Source organism: Clostridium saccharobutylicum DSM 13864 (assembly GCF_000473995.1).
Classification (GTDB): Bacteria; Bacillota; Clostridia; order Clostridiales; family Clostridiaceae; genus Clostridium; species Clostridium saccharobutylicum.
This window is the reverse complement of record NC_022571.1, coordinates 1309489-1331128: the sequence shown is the minus strand read 5'-3', so window position 1 is coordinate 1331128 and position 21640 is coordinate 1309489. Positions and strand designations below refer to the sequence as shown.

The following is a 21640-nucleotide window of genomic DNA, read 5'->3' as shown; positions in this document are numbered from 1 at the left end:
AAATTGAGGGATTATAAAAATTATTTTTTAAATTTTGATTTTAGAAACATAATTTATAAGTTAAAGAGCCTAGAATCAAGCACTTATGCCGATTCTAGGCTCTAATAAGTTGGTGCAGGTAACGGGACTTGAAGTCGTGGACTATTTTTTTCTAAACACGCATATCTTCAAGGCTGTACCCCGCTAATAAATTTCGTGCTAGTAATTATTTGCTAGTAATATTTATATTTTTTATTTTGCATAGTAATATAGCTATTTTATTGAATAATTTTATTTTGATAAGACAATCCTTGTATCAGCAACATTATAAAACCATTCTTGCAGCTTCTTCTCTGTTATATAGCATTCTTGACCTATTACCTTAACTGGAATTGTTTCTGTTTTAATGAATTCTAAGAATTTAGTTCTTCCCATATTAAACATCTTCATCAAGTCTTTTTTATATAAAACTCTCAAATCACTATAAAATTCATTCCCCATAACTTGAGTTTTAGATACTTTATTTTTACGTCTCTTCTTATTTTCTTCTCCCTCAAAATACTCAATCATTTGCTGTTCGGTTATATAATAATCTCTACCAATATACACTACTGGTGGTTTATCTTCACTACTCATTATTTCATTCATTTTAAATCTGTCACAATTAAATAATTTCATCAACTCAGCTCTGCCTAATACTTTAATAGACTTTAGATTTTTTAAACCTGCTAAAAGTTCTAACTTTACTTCTTCCTTCCATTGTTCCTTTAACTCTTCAATTATTTCTTTTTCTGTCATCATACATACCCCTATAAGCATATTTCAGCAGTTATACTGATGATAGAAATAATTGATGTTGATTATATTGGTCTACCTTAAGAATTAAAACTCTCCATTTTGAGTAAGAAACTTAAATTATTTTTCACACATATATCTAAAATAGCCAATCCTTACTCGAATAAATAGAATAAGGTATAATTTTTTATTAAAACTATACCCTGAATATATAATAAAAGCATTTTATTTGCTACTCATCATTCAACTACTTCCTAAGAAGAATAATATTAGGTTAAACAATACAAAATAGATAATATAATTTTATGTACTGGAGGAAATTAAATGAATGATAGCTTAATCCCTGTTTGGGATAAAAGCCTAGAAAAAAACAAAATAAGATATTTTACAAAAGAATTGCTAATAGAAAGCAATAGAGCTGCTATCAGAGAAAAACGAAACCGAAAATTTTCTGAAGAATATCTATATACTTTAGAAGATGATAAACCATATATTGTTGCTGATTCATCATTTCATAAGAAAGATGAAATGAGAGTATTAATTGCATTTAACGGATATGATTATGATTACTTAGATATGTCACTTTTAAGGTTTAATTCTCTCCCAATTGGAACAGTCTCTGACGATAATTGTATAATCCCAGAAGACCCAACTATAACTGAGGAAAAAAGACCATATTCTGCTGGGCGTGAGTGGGAAGAAAAAGTAGTAAAAAAGCCCGTTAGAAAACAATACAATTTTAGAAAGGAAGTATTAAGTGCTTATTCAAATCAATGTGCAGTTTGCACCGTGAACATTCCAAAGATATTACGGGCAGCTCATATAATTCCTGTGGTCAATAGTTCTGATGATACTGTTAATAATGGCATCTGCTTATGTATTAATCACGAAGTTTTATTTGATTCTAATGATTTAAAAATAACACCTAATTATGAAATAGTTATTAAAGAAAATTCAAATATAAAGGTTGAGTTTAATAAAATACGACTTCCTCAAAATCTTGAAGACTATCCCTCAAAGGAGAATTTAACTAAACGTTATTATAACAAATAATATTTTATTTGTGCATAATCACCGAATTATACTATTCATTCACAAAATAGTAAGCACTTTACGCTTAAGTAGCATAAAGCAAGGTATAGTTTTTTATTAAAACTATACCTTGCTTTTAGAAATACTGTTAATTTTTATTTCTACGTTTTAGAAATTCCAATATCTTAACTGGATTTAAAATTACTCCGTGATACTCAAACTCCTTCAATCTCATCATACCACCAAATAATTCAATCTCATTTTTCTCTTGTTTAGGCATGATTACTTTTGTATTTTTCAGTAAATCAATTGTAATTTGTTTCTGTTCTATAATTGTTTGTGCTAATATCAATTGGCTCTTTAAATGAAGTACATTAGCTTTTAATTGAGAAACTGCTAAATTATTATAGTCTTCATAAATTTCAATTTCTTTATTATCTATAAAGTCTATATATATATTTAAAAGATCTCTTATATTTTTCAAAGCTACTGTTTTGTCTTTAGGAATAACTCTAAAAAGGATTCTATCAGCTTCACTTTTCATCTCTGATTCTGAATCTATACCAACATCTTCTAAAAATTGTACAAAATATACTAAATATTGCTTGTAAGCTGTTTTAATAGATTCATTTAAATTAAATTCAAAAGATATTCCTTCTATATTACCTTGTAGTAAAATTTGAACCTCTTCAAAAATAGGCTTTATTTTTTCACCTAAACTAATTAATTCATCTTCAAACGAATTATCAGTACATTCTATCCTTTTAATAAGTTTAAAACCATTTAAAGGGTCATCTTCCTCTATTAATTCAAAAGATATATTATTATATTTTTTGCACACTTCTTCAATTTCATTTACTATATCAGGTATTGCATAAATCCTTGCCCACATCGCAAAATCATATACGAATTTCATAAATACAAAACATTTTTCTTTTTCTAAATTAATACCTGCATCAGCAGAATCATTTTCTGTTATTGTTGCTGGTATATATTTTTCTTCCAAAGGTATTTCTATTTCTTCTACTTCCTTTAATAAATCCACAATTTTTTCATGCATTATTAAATTTATTACTTCTTCAGAATGTAACCTTATCCATGAATACTCATCTTCCGCTCCTCTCCTATAAGTATTTCCATGGGACAACTTATCTTCAATACCATTCACACTAATTATATAACTTTCATATTTTACATCTTTATTTCTTAAAAACTCAAATTTAACCATAACCATTCTCCAATACTAATCTATAATATTTATATTTTAATGCATTTCACATAATTATTATATCATACCTCTCTTCCATAATTTAGACTATATGTATATACTTAATCACATCTCATTGATTTCATATCTCGCAACTCTTCTATAAAAAGTTGATGCTTTAATTCCCAACTCTTTCATACTAGCTCTTGCAGTTATTTCTACAGCTCTCCATCGATTATAAATTGCTACAAATTTATCCCTATCAATATCAATAGACTTTCTGCCTTTATACTTACCTTCTGCTTTAGCAATCTCAATACCTTCTTTTTGTCTTGCTAAGATATACTCCCTTTCCAATTGAGCTACTGCTCCAAAAATAGTAAGCATAAATCTTCCTGTTGGTGTGTCTGTATCTATGATTTCTTTTTGACTGATAAAGCCTACTCCTTTCTTATCTAATTTATCTATAGGCGTTTGCGAAACGTCGCAACCCGCATAAATGCGGGATATTTTTTAACAAAATAAAATAACTCCTCACTGATTTATGGTAAAATTGAATTGCCTAAAAACAAAAACACCATATACCTCAGAAAGGAGTTATATACATATGATAACATATAAACAACTTTCTTTGGCAGATATTTATTCTGATTGCAAAGAAAAATTTGAAAATGATAAATGCCAATTTCTTTCTTTACTCAAAAACACTATCGATCTTGATGAGTTAGTTCCTGCATCCTTCATCAACCATTTTTACGCTTCCACAGGAAGGCCGCGAAAATATCAGCTTTATGCTATGATTAGAGCTTTAATTTTACAACGTATTTTTTCTATTCCTACAGATGCTCTTTTAATTATTTTCCTTAAATATTCTCAAGAACTAAGAGACTTCTGTGGCTTTTTAAAAATTCCAGATTCCTCTAAGTTTACTCGTTTTAAGCAGGACTTTCTTTTGGACTTACAATCCATGTTCGATAATCTTGTTGATATTACTGAACCGATATGCCAAAAGATTGATGCAAATCTTGCTTCCATGACTATTTTTGATACTTCAGGTATTGAAGCATTTGTCACTGAAAATAATCCTAAATATGCTAATCGCATTATAAAACAACTTAAAAACTTTAAGAAAGTATGTGGATTAGATGACTCTTACGATCCTTATAAAGCAGCTTATGGCTCTATGCCTTCACACGCTTCAGCCAATCCTGCCATCCAACAGATGTATATTAATAGACATTTTTGCTATGCTTTTAAATTCGGCATCATTACTAATGGCCTCGGTATCGTAAGAGATATTTCATTCTATAATAAAGATTTTCTCAAATCACATCCTGATATTATTGTTGAGAAAAAATCTGATTCACCTGATGAAGATAAATCTCTTGAAGATTCTAAAGCTCTTATCCCTGTTCTTAAAGATTTTTTTAACAAGCATCCACTAATAAATCCAAAAATCTTTTTAGGTGATGCTGCTTTTGACAGTATTCAAATTTATCGTAATCTTCTTCTTGAATTAAAATTTGATAAAGCATATATTCCTTTAAAAACTAGGCTGACATTAGAAAATGCTGATTGCCATTTAAACGAAGACGGCATTCCATGCTGTCCGCATGATCCTTCTCTTCCAATGAGGCGTGAAGGTAGTAAGAGTCATATTCGTTCTGGAATTCCATCAATGAAGTTCGTATGCCCTAAAATGAAATGGTTATATGATAAGGAAACAAAAAAGAGCAAACGTGTAACTTTATGTGAAAATCCATGTACAAATTCCTTATGTGGACGAATGTTTTATATTTATCCTGAAAAGAATCTGCGCGCATATCCTGGGATAACACGAGGAACCCAAGAATGGAATAATACTTATAAAATTAGAGTAGCTGTTGAAAAAAATATCAATCATTTCAAAGACAGTTACTGCGTTGCAGGTCGTAAAACCCAAAATGAGCAAACACTTCATGCTGATTTACTTCTAGCTGGAATAACTCAACTAATAACAGTCATCGTAGCAGATAAAATACATAAACATGAATATATACTAAGCCTTAAGCCATTAATAGCATAAACTTTATTTGTAAAAATCAAAATGTAGTTTTGCTTTATTTTGTGCGCCCTTTTTTAGCTAATCAAACCATTGGAATTGTATAAAAGCAACTTTTCCATCAATTAATGATGTTTTTGCAATTTCTAATCAATTTTTATTCAGTTTTATAAATGAGTTTCGCAATTACCTATTCTATATTAAGTTCAGCTGAGATTTCTGATGTCATATCTGTGCTTTTGAATAGAAAAGTTAAGGGAATCTTTGGTTAAACGTACCCCATTAGTGGATAAGTGCAATAGTTAAACTTAATAGAATTTTAGCAGAACTAATAAGTACTTTAGTTTAACTAACAAGTGCCAAAGAGTAACTAAGTAGTTATAATAATATTATTTTAGATAATAAGATTGGACTACTATAGGTTCAGATTAACTAAATAGTACTTAAGATAAACTAACTAGAATAAAATCGTAACTTCCTAGAGCTATTCATTTCTTCTTACTTTTATTGAACTATGCCAAACTCCATCAAAAACTTTAAATTATATAAGTATTTTCATTATAAATATTGAAAACAGCGATGAAGTATTAATGATTTTAAAGATAGCTGCATTTTTTATTATCTGCTTTGAATTTACTGGCATACCCCATTAATCAATAAAAATATTACTTACATTCTGAAAATTTTATCTGCTTAAACTTTATGAATAACTGTAATAAAATGTACAAGCAACTCTTTACTTGTACATTTCATTTATAACTATACTTCTTTATTTATGACCTATATTTTCCACCAAATCATCTAAGTTATAATAATAAATCCCTTTATAAACTATACCTTCATGTATTGTATCTGGTGTGTTTATTATATCCTCAAGTTTCCACCCTGCCATTACTCTATCTATTACTAGATGGTTATCTAAATCAACATAATCTGCTAATTCACTCTAACATTCAAACTCTATACCGTCATAAATTATAGGTCTAACACCTGATACTGGAACATCTACTGCATCATCAAAAGTCCATCCATCATTTAATCTTGTAAAGTATACCTCCATCGGTATATTATAGTCTGCTGCAACTTCAGTAAACCTTTCGCATTTTCTTCCTCTGAATTTAAATTTACATGCACATGACATATTATCACGCATCCTTTCTTGAATTATTTATTAAATTTATACATTAAATAATCACGCTTACTATTTAGGTTGATTTCATTATTTTCAACTTCAAAATGTATCTTATTGCTCACATCAAGTTTTGTAAATCTGTCTTTATACGCTTAAATATTCTATTAACTGCACCAAAATCTGCACCTTCTGATGTAAAATTACAAACTACATATTGAAACCTCTAGCTCAGTAATAAAATCCATACCCCATATAAATTAAAATAGACACATTACTTAGAGTTTAGATGTACTCTAAGTAATGTGTCTTACATATTATTAAAAGAAAACGTTGTACCCCTCTAGGAGTTGCACCTTAATAATTGTCTTGTAGCACTAGTAGCAAAGTAACTTAGCATAAAACAATATAGCACAGTAAAAAAAATATTGTAATATTATTCTTACTGTGCTAAAATAATTTCATATAGTGTAAATACAAATAAGCTTAAGATAACATCTGCTTTGTACTGCAATACAATACAGATAAACTTAAACAACAATATTGGACAAGCCCTTCTTGAACAATCTTCTAAAACGAAAGAAGGTGATTATATGAAAATGCCAACTAAGATACTAGTAATGATTCTAATTATATTACTTGTAAATTTAGCATTTCCTATTTACTGCTACTAACAGTACCTAACTAATGAAAAAGTATTTACACTATATAGACTAGTCAGTGTTGGTATCACTGACTTTTATTTTGTGTATAATCTCTATACTTCTATACACATATAATATCACCGTAAACATATTTAGTCAAATATTTTTTACGAAACTACGTAAAAGTTATTGCAACTTAGGTAGTTTTTACGTGGGTTAGATATATTATTTGTTTTCGTAGATCGAAAGTTAGATGTGTAATTTTAATTTATATAACTAAAGTAACATCCTGCTAGTAGCACTTGTTATGCGATAGTGCTATGAAGTAACTGGCAAGTTCTATGGCAAAATAGGACTAGCTTGTTTATATTAAATAATTAATATGTTTTATATATTTGTGGTTAGAGTTACAGGTTAAAATGAAAAGATGTAACCTCTTTTGTTGAAGTTACATCTTATTGTGGTTAGTTTGCTAGGTAGAATTGAATAGAACCTGGATTGTCAACTGAAACAGATTGACCTCTCTCGTGTGAGTATACTACTGAAGCTTTAATCTTGCCTGAAGCTACGTATGAATCGAACTCTTGACGTGTTAGTGAAGTCATACTAGAGTTCCAATCTGCTGTCTTACATACACCTTGCTTTGTGTAATCTGGTACATCGCTGTGTGCGCTGTCTGTGTATACCCCATTTCTTGCTAGGAAGTAGCCATCTACATTCATACCATGAATCATATTACCATCTGAACCAAGGTAATACCAATTTCCTCCGTCTTGAATCCATTTACTCATTATAAATGATAAGATAAGAATGCAAGTAAATGATCATATAAGAATGTACAACTTAGTTTGAATAAATTATAATTACTCAAGATTTATTGGGGGTAATTATGATTATAAAAACTAATATTTATTCAGAACTTAAAATTAATACTTTAGAAGATCTTCATAAATTAAAGCCGATTATGGAGGTAAACAATTTGAAAGTAAATAAAAGCCAAATAGCTAGAGAACTTGGAGTTGATCCTCGAACCGTAGGAAAATATTTAAATGGATATGTCAAACCTACCACTAGAAACTGCAAATCTAAAATAGAAGCTTTTGAACCTATTATAAAAGAGCTTCTTAGTAAAGATTCAATTCAAGTATTTTATTATAAGCGCATTTTATGGCAATATCTTAAAGATAATCATGGACTAGATTGCGCGCAATCTTCGTTTAGAAGATACATTTCTAATCACTCAGAATTTAATGAGTACTTTAATAATAGGAAAAAGGGGCATATATCCACTACTTCGCTTATGAGGTATGAAACTGAGAAAGGAAAACAAGCACAATTGGATTGGAAAGAAAATATAGAGTTTATTTTAACTACAGGTGAAGTTATTAGTATAAATGTTTTTGTTTTAATCCTTTCATACTCAAGATTTAGAGTATATAAATTATCTCTTGATAAAACACAAGACGTACTATTTTCTTTTTTAGATGAGTCATTCGAATCATTTGGAGGAGTACCAGAAGAAATACTTACAGATAACATGAAAACTGTTATGGATGAAGCTAGAACTAATTATTCTAAAGGAAAAGTAAATAATAAATTTCAACAATTTGCAGATGACTATGGATTTAATGTCCGTCCCTGCATAAGCAGGAAGACCGAATACAAAGGCTAAAGTTGAAGCTCCTATGAAACTATTAGATGAAATAAGAGCATATAATGGAACCTTAGATTATGAAGGTCTGCATAAACTCGTTTCAGATTTAAACAATCGAATTAATAGTACATGCCATACATCAACTGGCAAAATACCTATATTACATTTAGAAAAAGAAAAAGATTTCTTATCTGAACTGCCTAAAGAGCAGATAAGAAATCACTACAAAATAATCACCACAAGTGTTAAAGTAAATCGTCAAAGCATGATTTCATATAAATCAAACCAATATTCTGTACCACCAGAATATATAGGCCAAAAACTAAAACTTCAAGTTTATGATGATCAACTACATGTGTATTATAACACAAATTTAGTTACTATTCATAAAATACAAAATCAGAAATTAAATTATCAAGCTGAACATTATGCTGAAATTAGTGCTTTAACATTTAATAAAAATTCATATGAAATGATAGAAATAGCTAGAAATAATTTAAAAATGATAGGAGAAGTATACCAAAATGAATAGTACATATACACAACTTATAAATAATTTAGAATATTTGAAAATGAAGCAAATGATTACTCATTTGGACGAAGTTATTGATTTTACAACAAAAAATAATCTATCTTTTGTTGATGCTCTTATTAAACTTACAGCTCATGAAATTGACTGTAAAGAAGCAAATATGATTAAATCTATGGTTAAGGTTGGAGCTTTTCCACATCAAAAAGAAATTAAAGATTTTGACTTTAATTTTCAACCTGGAATTAATAAAGATCAAATATTAGATTTTTTAACACTGCGTTTTTTAGAATCAAAAGAAAACATTGTATTTTTAGGTTCTAGTGGTGTTGGTAAAACACATCTTGCGACTTCTATAGGAATCGCGGCTGCGAAGCGACGTTACAGTACTTATTTCATTAAGTGCAATGATTTATTACAACAACTAAAGCGAGCAAATCTAGAAAATAGATTAGATGCTAGACTTAAGCACTTTAGTAAATATAAGCTTCTTATTATTGATGTATTAGGTTATTTACCTATAGATAAAGAAGATTCAAAATTATTCTTCCAATTAATCGACATGAGATATGAAAAGAAAAGTACCATCTTAACTACCAACATAAATTTTAATTCTTGGGATGATATTTTTTATGATGCTGTTATAGCTAGTGCTATTTTAGATAGAGTTTTACATCACGCTCATGTCGTTACAATTAATGGCAAGTCTTATAGACTGAAAGATCATTTTAAGCAAGAAGAAGATTAAAAAACTACATTCTTAAATGATCAAAAAGTTACATTTCTAGCTTGACATTTATATACTCATAAGCATGTGCTTTGAACTTGGGTCAAACCACAATACGTATGTACACTCAAATGATAGTAGAAAGCGTAATGCAGTTAATACACTATAATCTACACTTTAAGTAGCACGGTTAAATCGCCATGCTACTTTTTCTTTACGTCTTCTTTATCAAAACTGTTCCATTAGAGTGGTGCGTGCTTTATGATACATAGATTCAAATCCCGTCGGCACTTTATTAATTGTATATTTTTCCAAATTTCAAATCCAAAATCTAAAATATTTAGAAAGAAACTGTAAATATAAAAATACACATTATATAAAGTGAATTGAATAATCTACATTGATATATATTAACATTCTTATTTCTTATTTATGTTCACCAAGTAAACACTATTTTTACAACCTTCTCTTATAATTTTTCAATCCCATATTGCAGGTAAGCCATGCTACTAATCTGCTAGTAATCTGCTAGTAATATGCCCTATAAAATTAATGTTTCTTGCGGTTATTTGCTGTTGGTTACGGAAATAGAAATATAAGCTAAAAAGCCTAGAATCAAGCACTCATGCCGATTCTAGGTTCTACTAAGTTGGTGCAGGTAACGGGACTTGAACCCGTACGTTATATAACACACGCCCCTCAAACGTGCCTGTCTGCCAGTTCCAGCACACCTGCATAACCATTCCAACAAATTAATCATAATTCATTTTCATTTAAAATTCAAGTAGATTTATACATTTCTTAAAACTAAATTTAAATATCAAAAGAATTGTATACACCTAAACAAAATGTACATTCCAAAGACTTCCTATTATATTTAAGATTTTAGATGTATCAAAATAACCTTCATCCTTACCATAAAGATATTTATATACGCTATAATAAGTATTTACTTTATCTACATATTTTTTAGTTTCTCCAAATGGTATATAATCAATGTTTTTTCCATCTCCTGAATATTGTTCATTCTTCAGCCAATTTTGTACATTAGTTGGTCCTGCATTATATGCTGCAATTGTTAAATCTAAGTCCCCATTGAACATCTCTTTTAATCTTTTAAGGTACCAACATCCCATTTTTATATTGTATTCTTCATTATATAAATCATCCTTAGAAAATGAACTATATCCCATTTCCTTAGCTGCCCATTCTCCTGTTTCAGCAGTTATTTGCATAAGTCCTACTGCATTTTTATGCGAATGTGCATCGTCATCAAATTTACTTTCAGTTTTTATTACCGCTAATACGAACATTGGATCTAAACCATATTCTTTGCTATATGTATCCACATATTCTTTATATTTATAAGGGAAAAACTTTTTTTCTATAACATACCTAGAACATGCTACGATTACTAATAAAACTATTAGCATACAAAAAATATTTCTCAGGATTTTCATTTTTTTCTCCTTACTCTAACTTATTAATTTCATAAAATCGATCAAATCATAAACCTGCTTTTGAGTATCAATTAAATCATTGTTATTATCAATGATAATATTAGCAAATTCCTTTTTTTGTTCCATAGACATTTGTGCATTCGTTCTATTAACCACCTCATTTTTGGTTAATTTGTCCCTATCCATTACCCTTTGAATCTGAACTGATTTATCTGCACATACAAGTATTACATAATCCATTTCTTCATGAAAGTTGTTTTCTATTAAAGTAGGTGCATCTAATACTACTATTTTTTCGCCACTATTTTCATAAGATTTCATATCACTTTCTATACTTTTCTTAATATATGGCATGATAATACTTTCATATTTAATTCTTTGTTTAGGGAACCTAAATATGTGATTTCCAAATTCTTTTCTTCTAAATTCCCCTCTCCAATCGAAAAAACCCACTCCAAATTGTGTTCGCACTAATTCTAATATCTCAGTATTGTTTTCAAGAACTTCTTTAGAAATAGTATCAGCATCTATGACTTTAATACCCTCACTTTTTAGAATTTTAGAAACTGTACTTTTACCAGTACCAATTCCCCCCGTCAAACCAAATTTTATCATTTTATATAAACCACCTTTTTAATTACTTATATATAATGAATGATTTATGCTTGAAATATAAATATTATTCAAGCACATTCTAATTACCGTTTTAAACTTTTGAATAATCATTCATTATATAATCTATTTATTTTGCTTCATACCAAGTGCTTCCTGAGTTAACATCAACATCAAGGTCAACTTTTAGTTTGATTGCCTTCTCCATTTCTTCTACCACTAGTTTCTTAACTTCTTCAAACTCATCTTTCTTTGCATTCAAAATAAGTTCATCATGAACTTGAAGTATTAATTCACTTTTTAATTTCTTTTCGTTCAATTTCTTATATACATTAACCATAGCAAGCTTTATTATATCTGCTGCACTTCCCTGAATTGGAGCATTCATAGCTAATCTATCACCTAAAGCTTTTACTATTTTATTTGAAGATTTTATCTCTGGTATAAATCTTCTTCTATTTAATATAGTAAGAACATATCCCTTATCCTTAGCTTCCTCTACTACATTTTCTAAATATCCCTTTATTTTAGGATATCTATCAAAGTATATTGACATATATTCTTCTGCTTCTTTTTTAGAAATTTTCAAATCTTGAGCTAAACTAAACGCACTTATTCCATATACAATTCCAAAGTTTACAGCCTTAGCTCTACTTCTCATAAGTGAAGTAACTTCCTCAACTGGAACCTTAAATACTTCAGAAGCTGTCTTTGTATGTATATCACTATGATGTTTAAATGCATCTATCATATTGGCATCATCAGCGATATGTGCAAGCACTCTTAATTCTATTTGTGAGTAATCACAAGAAACTAGTATATCCCCATCTTCCATTGGTATAAATACCTTTCTTATTTCTTTACCCATTTCATGTCTTACTGGAATGTTTTGAAGATTTGGTTCAGTACTTGATAATCTTCCTGTTGTAGTAACAGTTTGATTAAAATTAGAATGAATGCGTCCATCTTCGTCTATAACATTTTTTAACCCTTCAACATATGTAGAATTAATCTTTGTAATCTGTCTATAATACATTATCTTTGGAATTATTTCATGTTTATCCATTAATTTTTCTAAAACTTCTTGATTGGTTGAATATCCTGTTTTAGTTTTCTTAATTACTGGTAAATCTAATTTTTCAAACAATATTTTACCTAATTGTTTAGGAGAACTTATATTAAACTCTTCTTCAGATAATTTATATATTTCAGCTTGAGTTTCCTCTATCTCCTTTTTAAATTTCACTTTTAATTCATCTAACATACCTTCATTTATGTTAAATCCTATACTTTCCATCGATGAAAGTACATATATTAATGGGTGCTCAACTTCATAATAAAGTTTATCCATATCTTCTTTGTGAAGTCTTTCTTTTAATTCCTTATAAAGAATTGGCAAATACGTTGAAAGCATTCCCTTAAAGCTAATCCCATCTCCACTTGGATTATCACCTATATAATGATTTACTAATTCTAATATTTCATATTGGCTTTTTGAAGAATCAATTAAATAAGATGCAATTGCAGTATCGAAATCAAATCCTTTAATTTCAATATTATTCTTGTTTAAAAATGTAATAAAATTTTTTCCATCATGGATTACCTTTTTAACATTTTCATCTTCCATACATTTCTTCAAAATTTCTAAAGATTCATGCTTGTTTTCAGCATTTATATGTTTAAAATTTATTATATTTCCATGGCTTTCCTCACCAAGAATTAAATATTCAAGTTCCAATGTAGAATATTTAGATGCATTTTCTAATGTATAATCTATATAAATTCTTTCACTTTTATTTAGAAGTAATTCCTTCATTTCTTCAATAGTATCTATATTCTTAATTTCTATATTACATGCCTCTTCAGGCTCATCATTTTTAAATTTAGATAGTATTGATTTCATTTCAAGTTTAACAAGCATTTTTTTAATTTCTTCAATATTTTCTTTTTCACTATTATGAATATCTTCAACGGTTAATTCTATAGGAACCTCTCTCATTATAGTTGCAAGTTTCTTTGAAAATACTGCCTGTTCCATATTATTCTGTAAATTTTCTTTAAGCTTCTTTCCTGGAATATTATCAATATTATTAAGTACTTCTTCTATAGATCCATATTCCTTAATAAGTTTAAACGCTGTCTTTTCACCAACTCCTGGTACACCTGGAATATTATCAGACTTATCTCCCATAAGACCTTTAACATCAATAAATTGAGTTGGCGTTATTTCGAATTCATCCATAAATGATTTTATATCATATGATGCAGTTTCAGTAACTCCTTTTTTAGTTATTATAACTTTAGTATTTTCAGAAGCTAACTGAAGAGCATCCTTATCTCCTGTAACAACAAAAACTTCAGTATCATTATTTTCAGCAAATTTAGATACTGTCCCAATTAAGTCATCTGCTTCAAATCCTGCTAGCTCAAAAATCTTAATTCCCATAAGTTTAAATAAATCTTTTATTATAGGAAACTGTTCTGCAAGCTCTGGCGGCATCATTTTTCTTCCTGCTTTATATTCTGCATATTCCTTATGTCTAAAAGTTGGTGCCTTTAAATCAAAAGTAGCAATTATACTATCAGGATTAATCTCATCCTTCATCTTAAATAACATATTCATAAAACCATAAATTGCATTAGTATTTATTCCATCGCTATTTGTAAGAGGAGGCAATGCATAAAAAGCCCTATTCATAAGTGAGTTCGAATCTAAAATTAACAACCTTTTCATTAAAATCCTCCTAAAGTATATTAGGCACATTCAAAAAAATAACAAGTCTATCTACCAAGCCTATTTTGCATCATGCTACGTTAGCGGATCCCTCTAATAGCCCGCTATGAGACAAATCCACTTCCTTGCCTGATGCAAAATAATCATGGCATTTTGGACTTGTTATTTTCTTTCATGTGCCTTATCAAAATTCTTTTCTACATAAATTTAGTAGTGAGACTATCCCCCTACTACACAAATTTAGTTATATTTAAAATTGTAATTATTAGTTTTATTATACTATATTGTATAACTTAAAGTATACAATATAAATAGCTAAATAGAATATATATGATATTCTTACCAAAATCGTTTAAAACATTCATGTAAGTTTGATAATTGAACTAAATAATGTAATAATAAGATTATGAGTCATATAAAAAATATAATTGTATTTATATATATGTTTAGAAAAATACTTTACACAAAATGAGTAAAAGTAACTTAATTTATTAGAAAATTAAAATTTTGAGGTGATAAATTTGTTTAATGATTTACTATTAAAATATGCAAGACTTGCAGTTATTAAAGGTATAAACTTACAAAAAAATGGATTATTGATTATAAACAGTCCTATTGATTGCAGTGAATTTGCAAGAATGATTTCTAATGAAGCTTATAAAGCTGGGGCATCTGATGTTGTTATAAATTATAATGATGAAAAATTCACTAAAATCAGACTTACTAATTCTAGTATTGAAACGCTCTCTTTCACACCAGATTTTGAACGTGATAGATATGATTACTATGTAAAAAAAGGTGCTGCATTTTTAACTATTTCTGCATCTGATCCTGATATTCTAAAAGGAATAGACTCCAAAAAAATATCTGCTGTTCAAAAAAGCAGACGTACTGCCTTAAAAAACTATTTTGAAGCCGTTACTGCTAACAAAAATTCTTGGTGTATAGTTTCAATTCCAACTGAAGGCTGGGCTAAGAAAGTATTTAGCGAAGTTAGTTCTAAAGAAGCTATAGAAAAATTATGGGATTCAATTTTTACTGTTATGCGAATTAAAGAAAACGATCCTATAGAAGCTTGGAACAAACATATTAATGTTTTACACCAAAAGGTGACTGAATTAAATGCTCATAAATTTGAATATCTACATTTTACAAATTCACTTGGAACTGACTTGAAGGTGGAACTTGTTGAAAATCATATTTGGTGTGGAGGCGAAGATACTGCTGAAGCTGGATTTAAATTTATTGCAAATATGCCAACTGAAGAAGTATACACAACACCTAAATTAGATGGTGTAAATGGAATTGTATTTAGTTCAAAACCTCTAAGTTATTGTGGAAATATAATAAATAATTTTTCACTAACATTTAAAGATGGTAAAGTTATTGACTATACTGCTGAAACAGGATTAGATATTCTAAAGCAGCTATTAGATACAGATGAAGGGTCAAAGAGCTTAGGTGAAGTAGCATTAGTACCATATAATTCTCCAATATCGAACTCAAATATAATCTTTTACAACACACTATATGATGAAAATGCCTCATGTCATTTAGCACTAGGTTCATCATATCCATCATGTATTAAAAATGGTGAAAACATGACTAAAGAAGAACTTTTAAAGGCTAAAGCTAATGATTCATTGACACATGTAGATTTTATGATAGGAACAAAAGACACTAATATACTTGGTGTTAAAAAAGATGGTACACAGATACAAATCTTCAAAGATGGTAATTGGGCTTAGTTAGGCACATTCAAAAAAATAACAAAATTAGATTTATGCTTTGTAATGTTATCCTAACTAGAAAGAAGCTGTATTCTTTTTCTAAGTGTTGCATTTATAATTTAACTGTATGTATTTCTCCATAAGAAGTTGCACCCATTTCTGCTTGTCCCCAACTTGTTTGAGGCGCATGCAGAAATAGGTGTAACTTTTGATGATAGAAATCCACAGCCGAATTATACAGCAACCGAGAAAAAGAATACAGCTTATTTCGATAAATTACCACCTAACTCTAAACTACAAGCTGTTTACCTATATAACTCTTTTGTATATATTAATTTCTCCTGACTTTTCGCGTAAAGCTCCCATCATTGGAACTATTCTCTTAAAGTGTTCAGATTCCATATGTTTATTTAAAGCATCTCTGCTTTCCCATTCTTCTATCATTGTTAATATAGTTTCATCATTTTCATCTTGATACATTTCATATTTTATACAACCTTCTTCTTTAACAGTAATTTCTGCTAATTCCTTTGCTAGCTTTAATACTTCCTCTATCTTATCATGCTTAACATTACTTTTTGCCACTACTTTTATCATTTTCAATCATCCTCTCATACATACTACAATATGAAACTTCATAACACTTTTATATTTTAATTGCGCTTTGCCATATTTTTCATTATATATAATTATGCAAATAATGTCTATAACCCCATCTCTTTAATATATTTTTATCGCTATAATTAAATTTCAAAAAATCCATGTACTGTAATTCTATAAAAATAATTATATTTTAAATAATTATTTACATAATTATTTTTATAATTGGAAAAATTACTATATGATATTGATTAATTAAAGGAGTGACAATTTATATGAATGAAACTAAAATAGAAAACAACGAAGGAAGAGTAAGTTATCATGATTCTGTTGAAGAAATGCTTAAAAGGATCAGAAGCGATGGGTTGTCCAACGTATTTGATAGATATAAATCACAAGAAAAAATAAGATGTACTTTTTGTCTTAAAGGACTAAGTTGTCAATTATGTTCAAATGGTCCTTGTAGAATAAATGAAAAAACTGGTCAAGAAAAAGGTGTATGTGGCATAGATCCAGATGCTATGGCAATGAGAAACTTCCTTCTTAAGAATATAATGGGAGCTGGTACATATAGTCATCATGCTTATGAAGCATTTAGAACCTTAAAAGCTACAGGCCAAGGAAAAACACCATTTAAAATTACTGATGTAGATAAACTAAAATGGATGTGCGAAAAAGTAGGTATAGATACAAATCAAGAAATTAATAATATGGCAGTCCAACTAGCAACACTACTTGAAGAACAACAGCACATTGATAAAGAAGATAAAAATATTATGGTAGAAGCCTTTGCACCAAAAAAGAGAAAAGAATTATGGAAAAAATTATCTATATATCCAGCCGGAACAGTTCACGAAGAACAAAATTGTGTAGCAAGCTGTCTTACCAACGTAGATGGAAGCCATGTATCATTAGCTATGAAAGCCCTTAGACTTGGTATTGCTACAATTTATAATACTCAAATAGGTCTTGAGATGACTCAAGATATACTATTTGGAACTCCTAAACCACATGAGGTTAATATGGATTTAGGAATCATGGATCCAGATTACGTTAACATAGTTTTTAATGGACATCAACCTTGGCCTGGAGTTGCAACAATATTAAAAGCAAGAACTAATGAAGTTCAAGAAATGGCAAAAGCTGCTGGTGCTAAGGGACTTAGAATTGTTGGTTCTATAGAAACTGGCCAAGAATTATTGCAAAGATTTGAAATGGATGATGTTTTTGTAGGACATATGGGTAATTGGCTTACTATTGAACCTCTATTAGCTACAGGTACTGTTGATGTATTTGCCATGGAAGAAAATTGTTCTCCTCCTGCTATAGATGTGTATGCTGAAAAATATCAAATAACTTTAGTATCTGTAAGCACTATTATTGATTTACCTGGAATTAAATATAAAATTCCATATGAACCTGCAGAAGTTGATAAAATGGCTGATAAGTTAATTGAACTTGGCATAGAAAACTTTAAAAAAAGAAAAGAAAGAAAAATTGAACCATTAGTTCCTAAAAAAACGCAAAAAGCTATAGCTGGTTTTTCTACTGAAGCTGTACTAAGCGCCTTAGGAAACAAGATTGAACCACTAGTAGATGTAATTGTAGCTGGTAAAATTAAAGGAGTTGTAGCACTTGCTAACTGTTCAACTTTAAGAAATGGACCTCAAGACTGGATGACTATAAACCTTACAAAAGAACTAATAAAAAGAAATATATTAGTTGTAAGTGGTGGTTGTGGAAATCATGCTCTCGAAGTTGCTGGTTTGTGTACAGTAGAAGCCGCTAATGAGATTGCTGGAGATGGCTTAAAAGAAGTATGTAACATGTTGAAAATACCTCCTGTATTGAGCTTTGGTACTTGCACAGATACTGGAAGAATATCAATGCTTGTTACAGCACTTGCCGATCATCTAGATGTTGATGTATCTGCTCTTCCAATAGCTGTTACTGCTCCAGAATGGATGGAACAAAAAGCAACTATAGATGGAATCTTTGCACTAGCATATGGTACTTATACACATTTATCTCCTACACCTTTCATGACAGGAGCCCCTAAATTAGTAGAACTTCTAACTGAAAAAGCAGAAGATGTAACCGGAGGAAAAATAGCTTTAGGTGATGATCCTGTTGAAGTTGCCAATAACATAGAATCTCATATAAATGAAAAAAGAAAAGGATTAGGATTAAAATAATTCCTGACAAACAGAAATGTAGTTGCCTTATTTAAAAAATAATCCAACTACATTCCTAAAATTTTCAGTTATATAACAATAACATATTAAATATTCAATTTACGCAAATTATTCTAAATTCTCACTCACTCTTTCCAAATTACTCCACACAACAATTCAAACAATTCTAATAAATTTTTCAGGTTTTTCCTGTTAATTGTTTAATTCTTTCTAGTCTATAATTTAAAGTATTTCTATGTATATTTAATCTACTAGATACACTATTAATGTCACCATTCTCCTCTACATATGCTTGTATAGTTTGAATTAGCTCTAATTTACTTCCAACATTATCAAGACTAGAAATCAAAGAAACTAGTGATTCCTTAGTATCATAAGATAAATGAATAAAAAACTTTAGCTCATTATAATTGTATATTAAAGTTGATGGCTTTATCTTAATGCCAAATTTCATTGCTAATTCTGCATTTTCTAATGAAATAGCAATAATCTTTTCTTCTCCTCCAATACTTATCTTGTTTATCTCTTTATTATTCTTCAACTCTTTTAATAACAAATTATATGATTGATCAGCTTCAATAAAAAATACTCCTCTATTATTATCTAAATCACAATAATGAGTATATTTATTGCATATTATTTTAAACTTTTGCGAATTTATATTCCCGTTCACAAGAATGGTTTGATATTTTTTAGTAAGATCCATTCCATAAATTTTAGCTCTCCCATAAAATTTCTCATCATATTCTATCTTTCTATGCACTAATTCATGGTAAAATTTCTGCATATTTAATTTTTTATTTTGAATTTCTTCATCAAGTTGACATTGTTCAATTAATAAAACTGCAGTCGCACGAACAAGCTTACTAAATCTCCTCACTTCATCAGGTGGACCTGTAATTCCTATTACACCTATTATATTGTCTTCTATAATTATAGGCTCATTAACTCCAGGTTTCATTCTCTCTTCTTCTTCATATACTTCATTTACAAATTGGTTATCAATTGCTTTTTTAGCTCCTTCATGAATATTTCCAATACGTCTTATATCTCCACTGCCTATAATAACCCCATTTTCATCCATAACATTTATATTATAAGGAATCACATTCATCATTTCTAAAACAATTTTTTGTGCTATAGTTTTTGATAATTTTATATTAATCACATCCCTTGAATAATATTAAGTATTAGCAAATGCGTAAATAATTATTTAATAACAAATTATTTATTATTTTAATTTTATTATCTCAGAACATAGTTCATAATACTAATCTTTTTAAGACAATTAAATATTATATATTTTTTTCATTTTCAAACTTTAATACGAATAAAAAGTGCGTCTAAAAATTAAACGCACCTTCAATCCTTCTATATATTTAGATATTCTAAGTCATAATTGCTTTGTAATAATTTTTTCTTACTATAATAAGTTCATAAGTCTTATTATATTTTCAGCTGTTTTTTCAATATTTTCTTGACCGTTTGCTAAAGCTTCCTCGATAGGTGCTACCCCTTTCATTATTCCAAATATTGAATCTATTCCTTTTTCATATAGGACATCTATACCTTCACCAACTCTTCCAGCTAATGCAATGACTGGCTTATTATATTTTTTTGCAACCGTTGCAACTCCCAAAGGAGTCTTACCATATTGAGTTTGAAAATCTATACTTCCCTCTCCTGTCCAAACCATGTCTGCATCTTTCACTTTTTCTTCCAATGACGCATATTCTATTACCATTTCAATACCTTTTTTCAAAGTACCATCTAAAAACGCCATAAGTCCTGCTCCAAGTCCTCCTGCAGCTCCAGCCCCTGGCTCATTCAATACATCTTTTCCAAGTTGTCTTTTAATTATATCTGCATAATGTTTTAAATTATTATCTAATATCCCTATCATTTCTTTTGTAGCTCCTTTTTGTGGACCAAATACGTTAGACGCACCTTTTTCTCCGCAAAGTGGATTATTAACATCACAAGCTACTTCTATAACAACATCCTTTAATCTAGAATCAAAGTTTTCTAAATCTATGCTATTTAGTTTTCCTAATTCTCCACCACCAAAACTTAATTCGTTTCCTTGTTTATCTAACAATTTCACTCCAAGTGCTTGTATAACACCTGCACCACCATCATTAGTGGCACTTCCACCAATACCGATCAATAATTTTTTTACTCCATGATCTAAACAAGCCTTTATGAGCTGACCAGTGCCATAAGTTGTAGTTAATAGCGGATTTCTTTTTTCAGTAGATACTAAATGTATTCCACTAGCGCTTGCCATCTCTAATACTCCTACATCTCCATCTCCTAAAATGCCATATTGTGCCTCCACTTCATTTCCAAGTGGTCCAACTACTTTTAAAGAATATACTTTACCATTAGTAGCATCTACTAATGATTGCATAGTTCCTTCTCCACCATCAGCCATAGGCACATGAATACATTTGATACTATCATTTACTTTTTTTATTCCTCTTTCCATTGCTTCACAAGCTTCTTTTGCTGTCATGCTTTCTTTAAAAGAATCAGGTGCTAATACAATAGTTAAATCTTTTTTCATATTTAC

16 protein-coding genes, 1 tRNA gene and 2 pseudogenes are annotated in these 21640 nt (G+C 29.3%); 6 read left to right on the top strand and 13 right to left on the bottom strand.

Annotated features, from left to right (window positions below; genetic code table 11):
• Window positions 1-270: 270 nt before the first annotated feature.
• Entirely contained in the window at window positions 271-780 is a 510-nt protein-coding gene (locus CLSA_RS05790; RefSeq protein WP_022744473.1) for a hypothetical protein, read from the bottom strand.
• Window positions 781-1098: 318 nt separating this feature from the next.
• Between CLSA_RS05790 and CLSA_RS05785 the strand changes: the two genes are divergently transcribed.
• Window positions 1099-1827: an HNH endonuclease gene (locus CLSA_RS05785; RefSeq protein WP_022744472.1), complete on the top strand. Its 729-nt coding sequence runs from the start codon at window positions 1099-1101 to the stop codon at window positions 1825-1827.
• Between the two features lie 127 nt (window positions 1828-1954).
• On the opposite strand, the gene CLSA_RS05780 is transcribed toward CLSA_RS05785, so the two are convergent.
• Complete coding sequence (locus CLSA_RS05780; protein WP_022744471.1) at window positions 1955-3034, bottom strand: hypothetical protein; 1080 nt, start codon at window positions 3032-3034, stop codon at window positions 1955-1957.
• A gap of 105 nt (window positions 3035-3139) precedes the next feature.
• Complete coding sequence (locus CLSA_RS05775) at window positions 3140-3430, bottom strand: recombinase family protein (RefSeq protein ID WP_236903359.1); 291 nt, start codon at window positions 3428-3430, stop codon at window positions 3140-3142.
• Between the two features lie 190 nt (window positions 3431-3620).
• Between CLSA_RS05775 and CLSA_RS05770 the strand changes: the two are divergent.
• Window positions 3621-4989: pseudogene (locus CLSA_RS05770) on the top strand (transposase).
• An 834-nt stretch (window positions 4990-5823) separates the two neighbouring features.
• Here CLSA_RS05770 and CLSA_RS24220 read toward each other — a convergent pair.
• The 3 genes from CLSA_RS24220 to CLSA_RS05760 all read right to left on the bottom strand — a co-directional run bounded on the left by CLSA_RS24220 (window position 5824) and on the right by CLSA_RS05760 (window position 7618).
• Window positions 5824-5946: a hypothetical protein gene (locus CLSA_RS24220; protein ID WP_022744468.1), complete on the bottom strand. Its 123-nt coding sequence runs from the start codon at window positions 5944-5946 to the stop codon at window positions 5824-5826.
• Window positions 5947-6000: 54 nt separating this feature from the next.
• Window positions 6001-6195: a hypothetical protein gene (locus CLSA_RS05765; RefSeq protein ID WP_022744467.1), complete on the bottom strand. Its 195-nt coding sequence runs from the start codon at window positions 6193-6195 to the stop codon at window positions 6001-6003.
• A 1096-nt stretch (window positions 6196-7291) separates the two neighbouring features.
• Entirely contained in the window at window positions 7292-7618 is a 327-nt protein-coding gene (locus tag CLSA_RS05760) for a putative cell wall binding repeat protein (protein WP_022744466.1), read from the bottom strand.
• 98 nt (window positions 7619-7716) lie between these two features.
• On the opposite strand from CLSA_RS05760, the pseudogene istA reads away from it, so the two are divergent.
• A pseudogene (istA, locus tag CLSA_RS05755) lies at window positions 7717-9013 on the top strand (IS21 family transposase).
• Window positions 9006-9758: an IS21-like element helper ATPase IstB gene (istB, locus tag CLSA_RS05750; RefSeq protein WP_022744465.1), complete on the top strand. Its 753-nt coding sequence runs from the start codon at window positions 9006-9008 to the stop codon at window positions 9756-9758. Before istA ends, istB begins: the two are co-directional and overlap by 8 nt.
• A gap of 629 nt (window positions 9759-10387) precedes the next feature.
• Here istB and CLSA_RS05745 read toward each other — a convergent pair.
• The 4 genes from CLSA_RS05745 to polA all read right to left on the bottom strand — a co-directional run bounded on the left by CLSA_RS05745 (window position 10388) and on the right by polA (window position 14543).
• Window positions 10388-10472, bottom strand: a tRNA-Leu gene (locus CLSA_RS05745).
• Between the two features lie 104 nt (window positions 10473-10576).
• Entirely contained in the window at window positions 10577-11197 is a 621-nt protein-coding gene (locus CLSA_RS05740) for a lytic transglycosylase domain-containing protein (protein WP_022744464.1), read from the bottom strand.
• A gap of 15 nt (window positions 11198-11212) precedes the next feature.
• The gene (coaE, locus tag CLSA_RS05735) at window positions 11213-11812 is read right to left on the bottom strand and encodes a dephospho-CoA kinase (protein ID WP_022744463.1); all 600 of its coding nucleotides are present in this window, start codon (window positions 11810-11812) and stop codon (window positions 11213-11215) included.
• A 127-nt stretch (window positions 11813-11939) separates the two neighbouring features.
• Complete coding sequence (gene polA / locus CLSA_RS05730) at window positions 11940-14543, bottom strand: DNA polymerase I (RefSeq protein ID WP_022744462.1); 2604 nt, start codon at window positions 14541-14543, stop codon at window positions 11940-11942.
• Window positions 14544-15064: 521 nt separating this feature from the next.
• On the opposite strand from polA, the gene CLSA_RS05725 reads away from it, so the two are divergent.
• On the top strand, window positions 15065-16291 hold the full coding sequence (locus tag CLSA_RS05725; RefSeq protein ID WP_022744461.1) for an aminopeptidase: 1227 nt from the start codon (window positions 15065-15067) through the stop codon (window positions 16289-16291).
• A 291-nt stretch (window positions 16292-16582) separates the two neighbouring features.
• Here CLSA_RS05725 and CLSA_RS05720 read toward each other — a convergent pair whose 3' ends face one another.
• Window positions 16583-16870, bottom strand: coding sequence for a putative quinol monooxygenase (locus tag CLSA_RS05720; RefSeq protein WP_022744459.1), 288 nt, complete (start codon window positions 16868-16870; stop codon window positions 16583-16585).
• Window positions 16871-17148: 278 nt separating this feature from the next.
• Here CLSA_RS05720 and cooS point away from each other — a divergent pair, with 278 nt between their 5' ends.
• Window positions 17149-19068 (top strand): anaerobic carbon-monoxide dehydrogenase catalytic subunit, encoded by a 1920-nt coding sequence (gene cooS / locus CLSA_RS05715; protein WP_022744458.1) that lies wholly within the window; start codon window positions 17149-17151, stop codon window positions 19066-19068.
• Window positions 19069-19246: 178 nt separating this feature from the next.
• Here cooS and CLSA_RS05710 read toward each other — a convergent pair whose 3' ends face one another.
• Together CLSA_RS05710 and CLSA_RS05705 are read right to left on the bottom strand one after the other, a co-directional pair.
• Complete coding sequence (locus CLSA_RS05710) at window positions 19247-20236, bottom strand: CdaR family transcriptional regulator (RefSeq protein ID WP_022744457.1); 990 nt, start codon at window positions 20234-20236, stop codon at window positions 19247-19249.
• Between the two features lie 255 nt (window positions 20237-20491).
• Window positions 20492-21634 carry a glycerate kinase family protein gene (locus CLSA_RS05705; protein ID WP_022744456.1) on the bottom strand — a complete coding sequence of 381 codons (1143 nt, stop codon included), beginning with the start codon at window positions 21632-21634 and terminating at the stop codon, window positions 20492-20494.
• Between the last annotated feature and the right edge of the window lie 6 nt (window positions 21635-21640).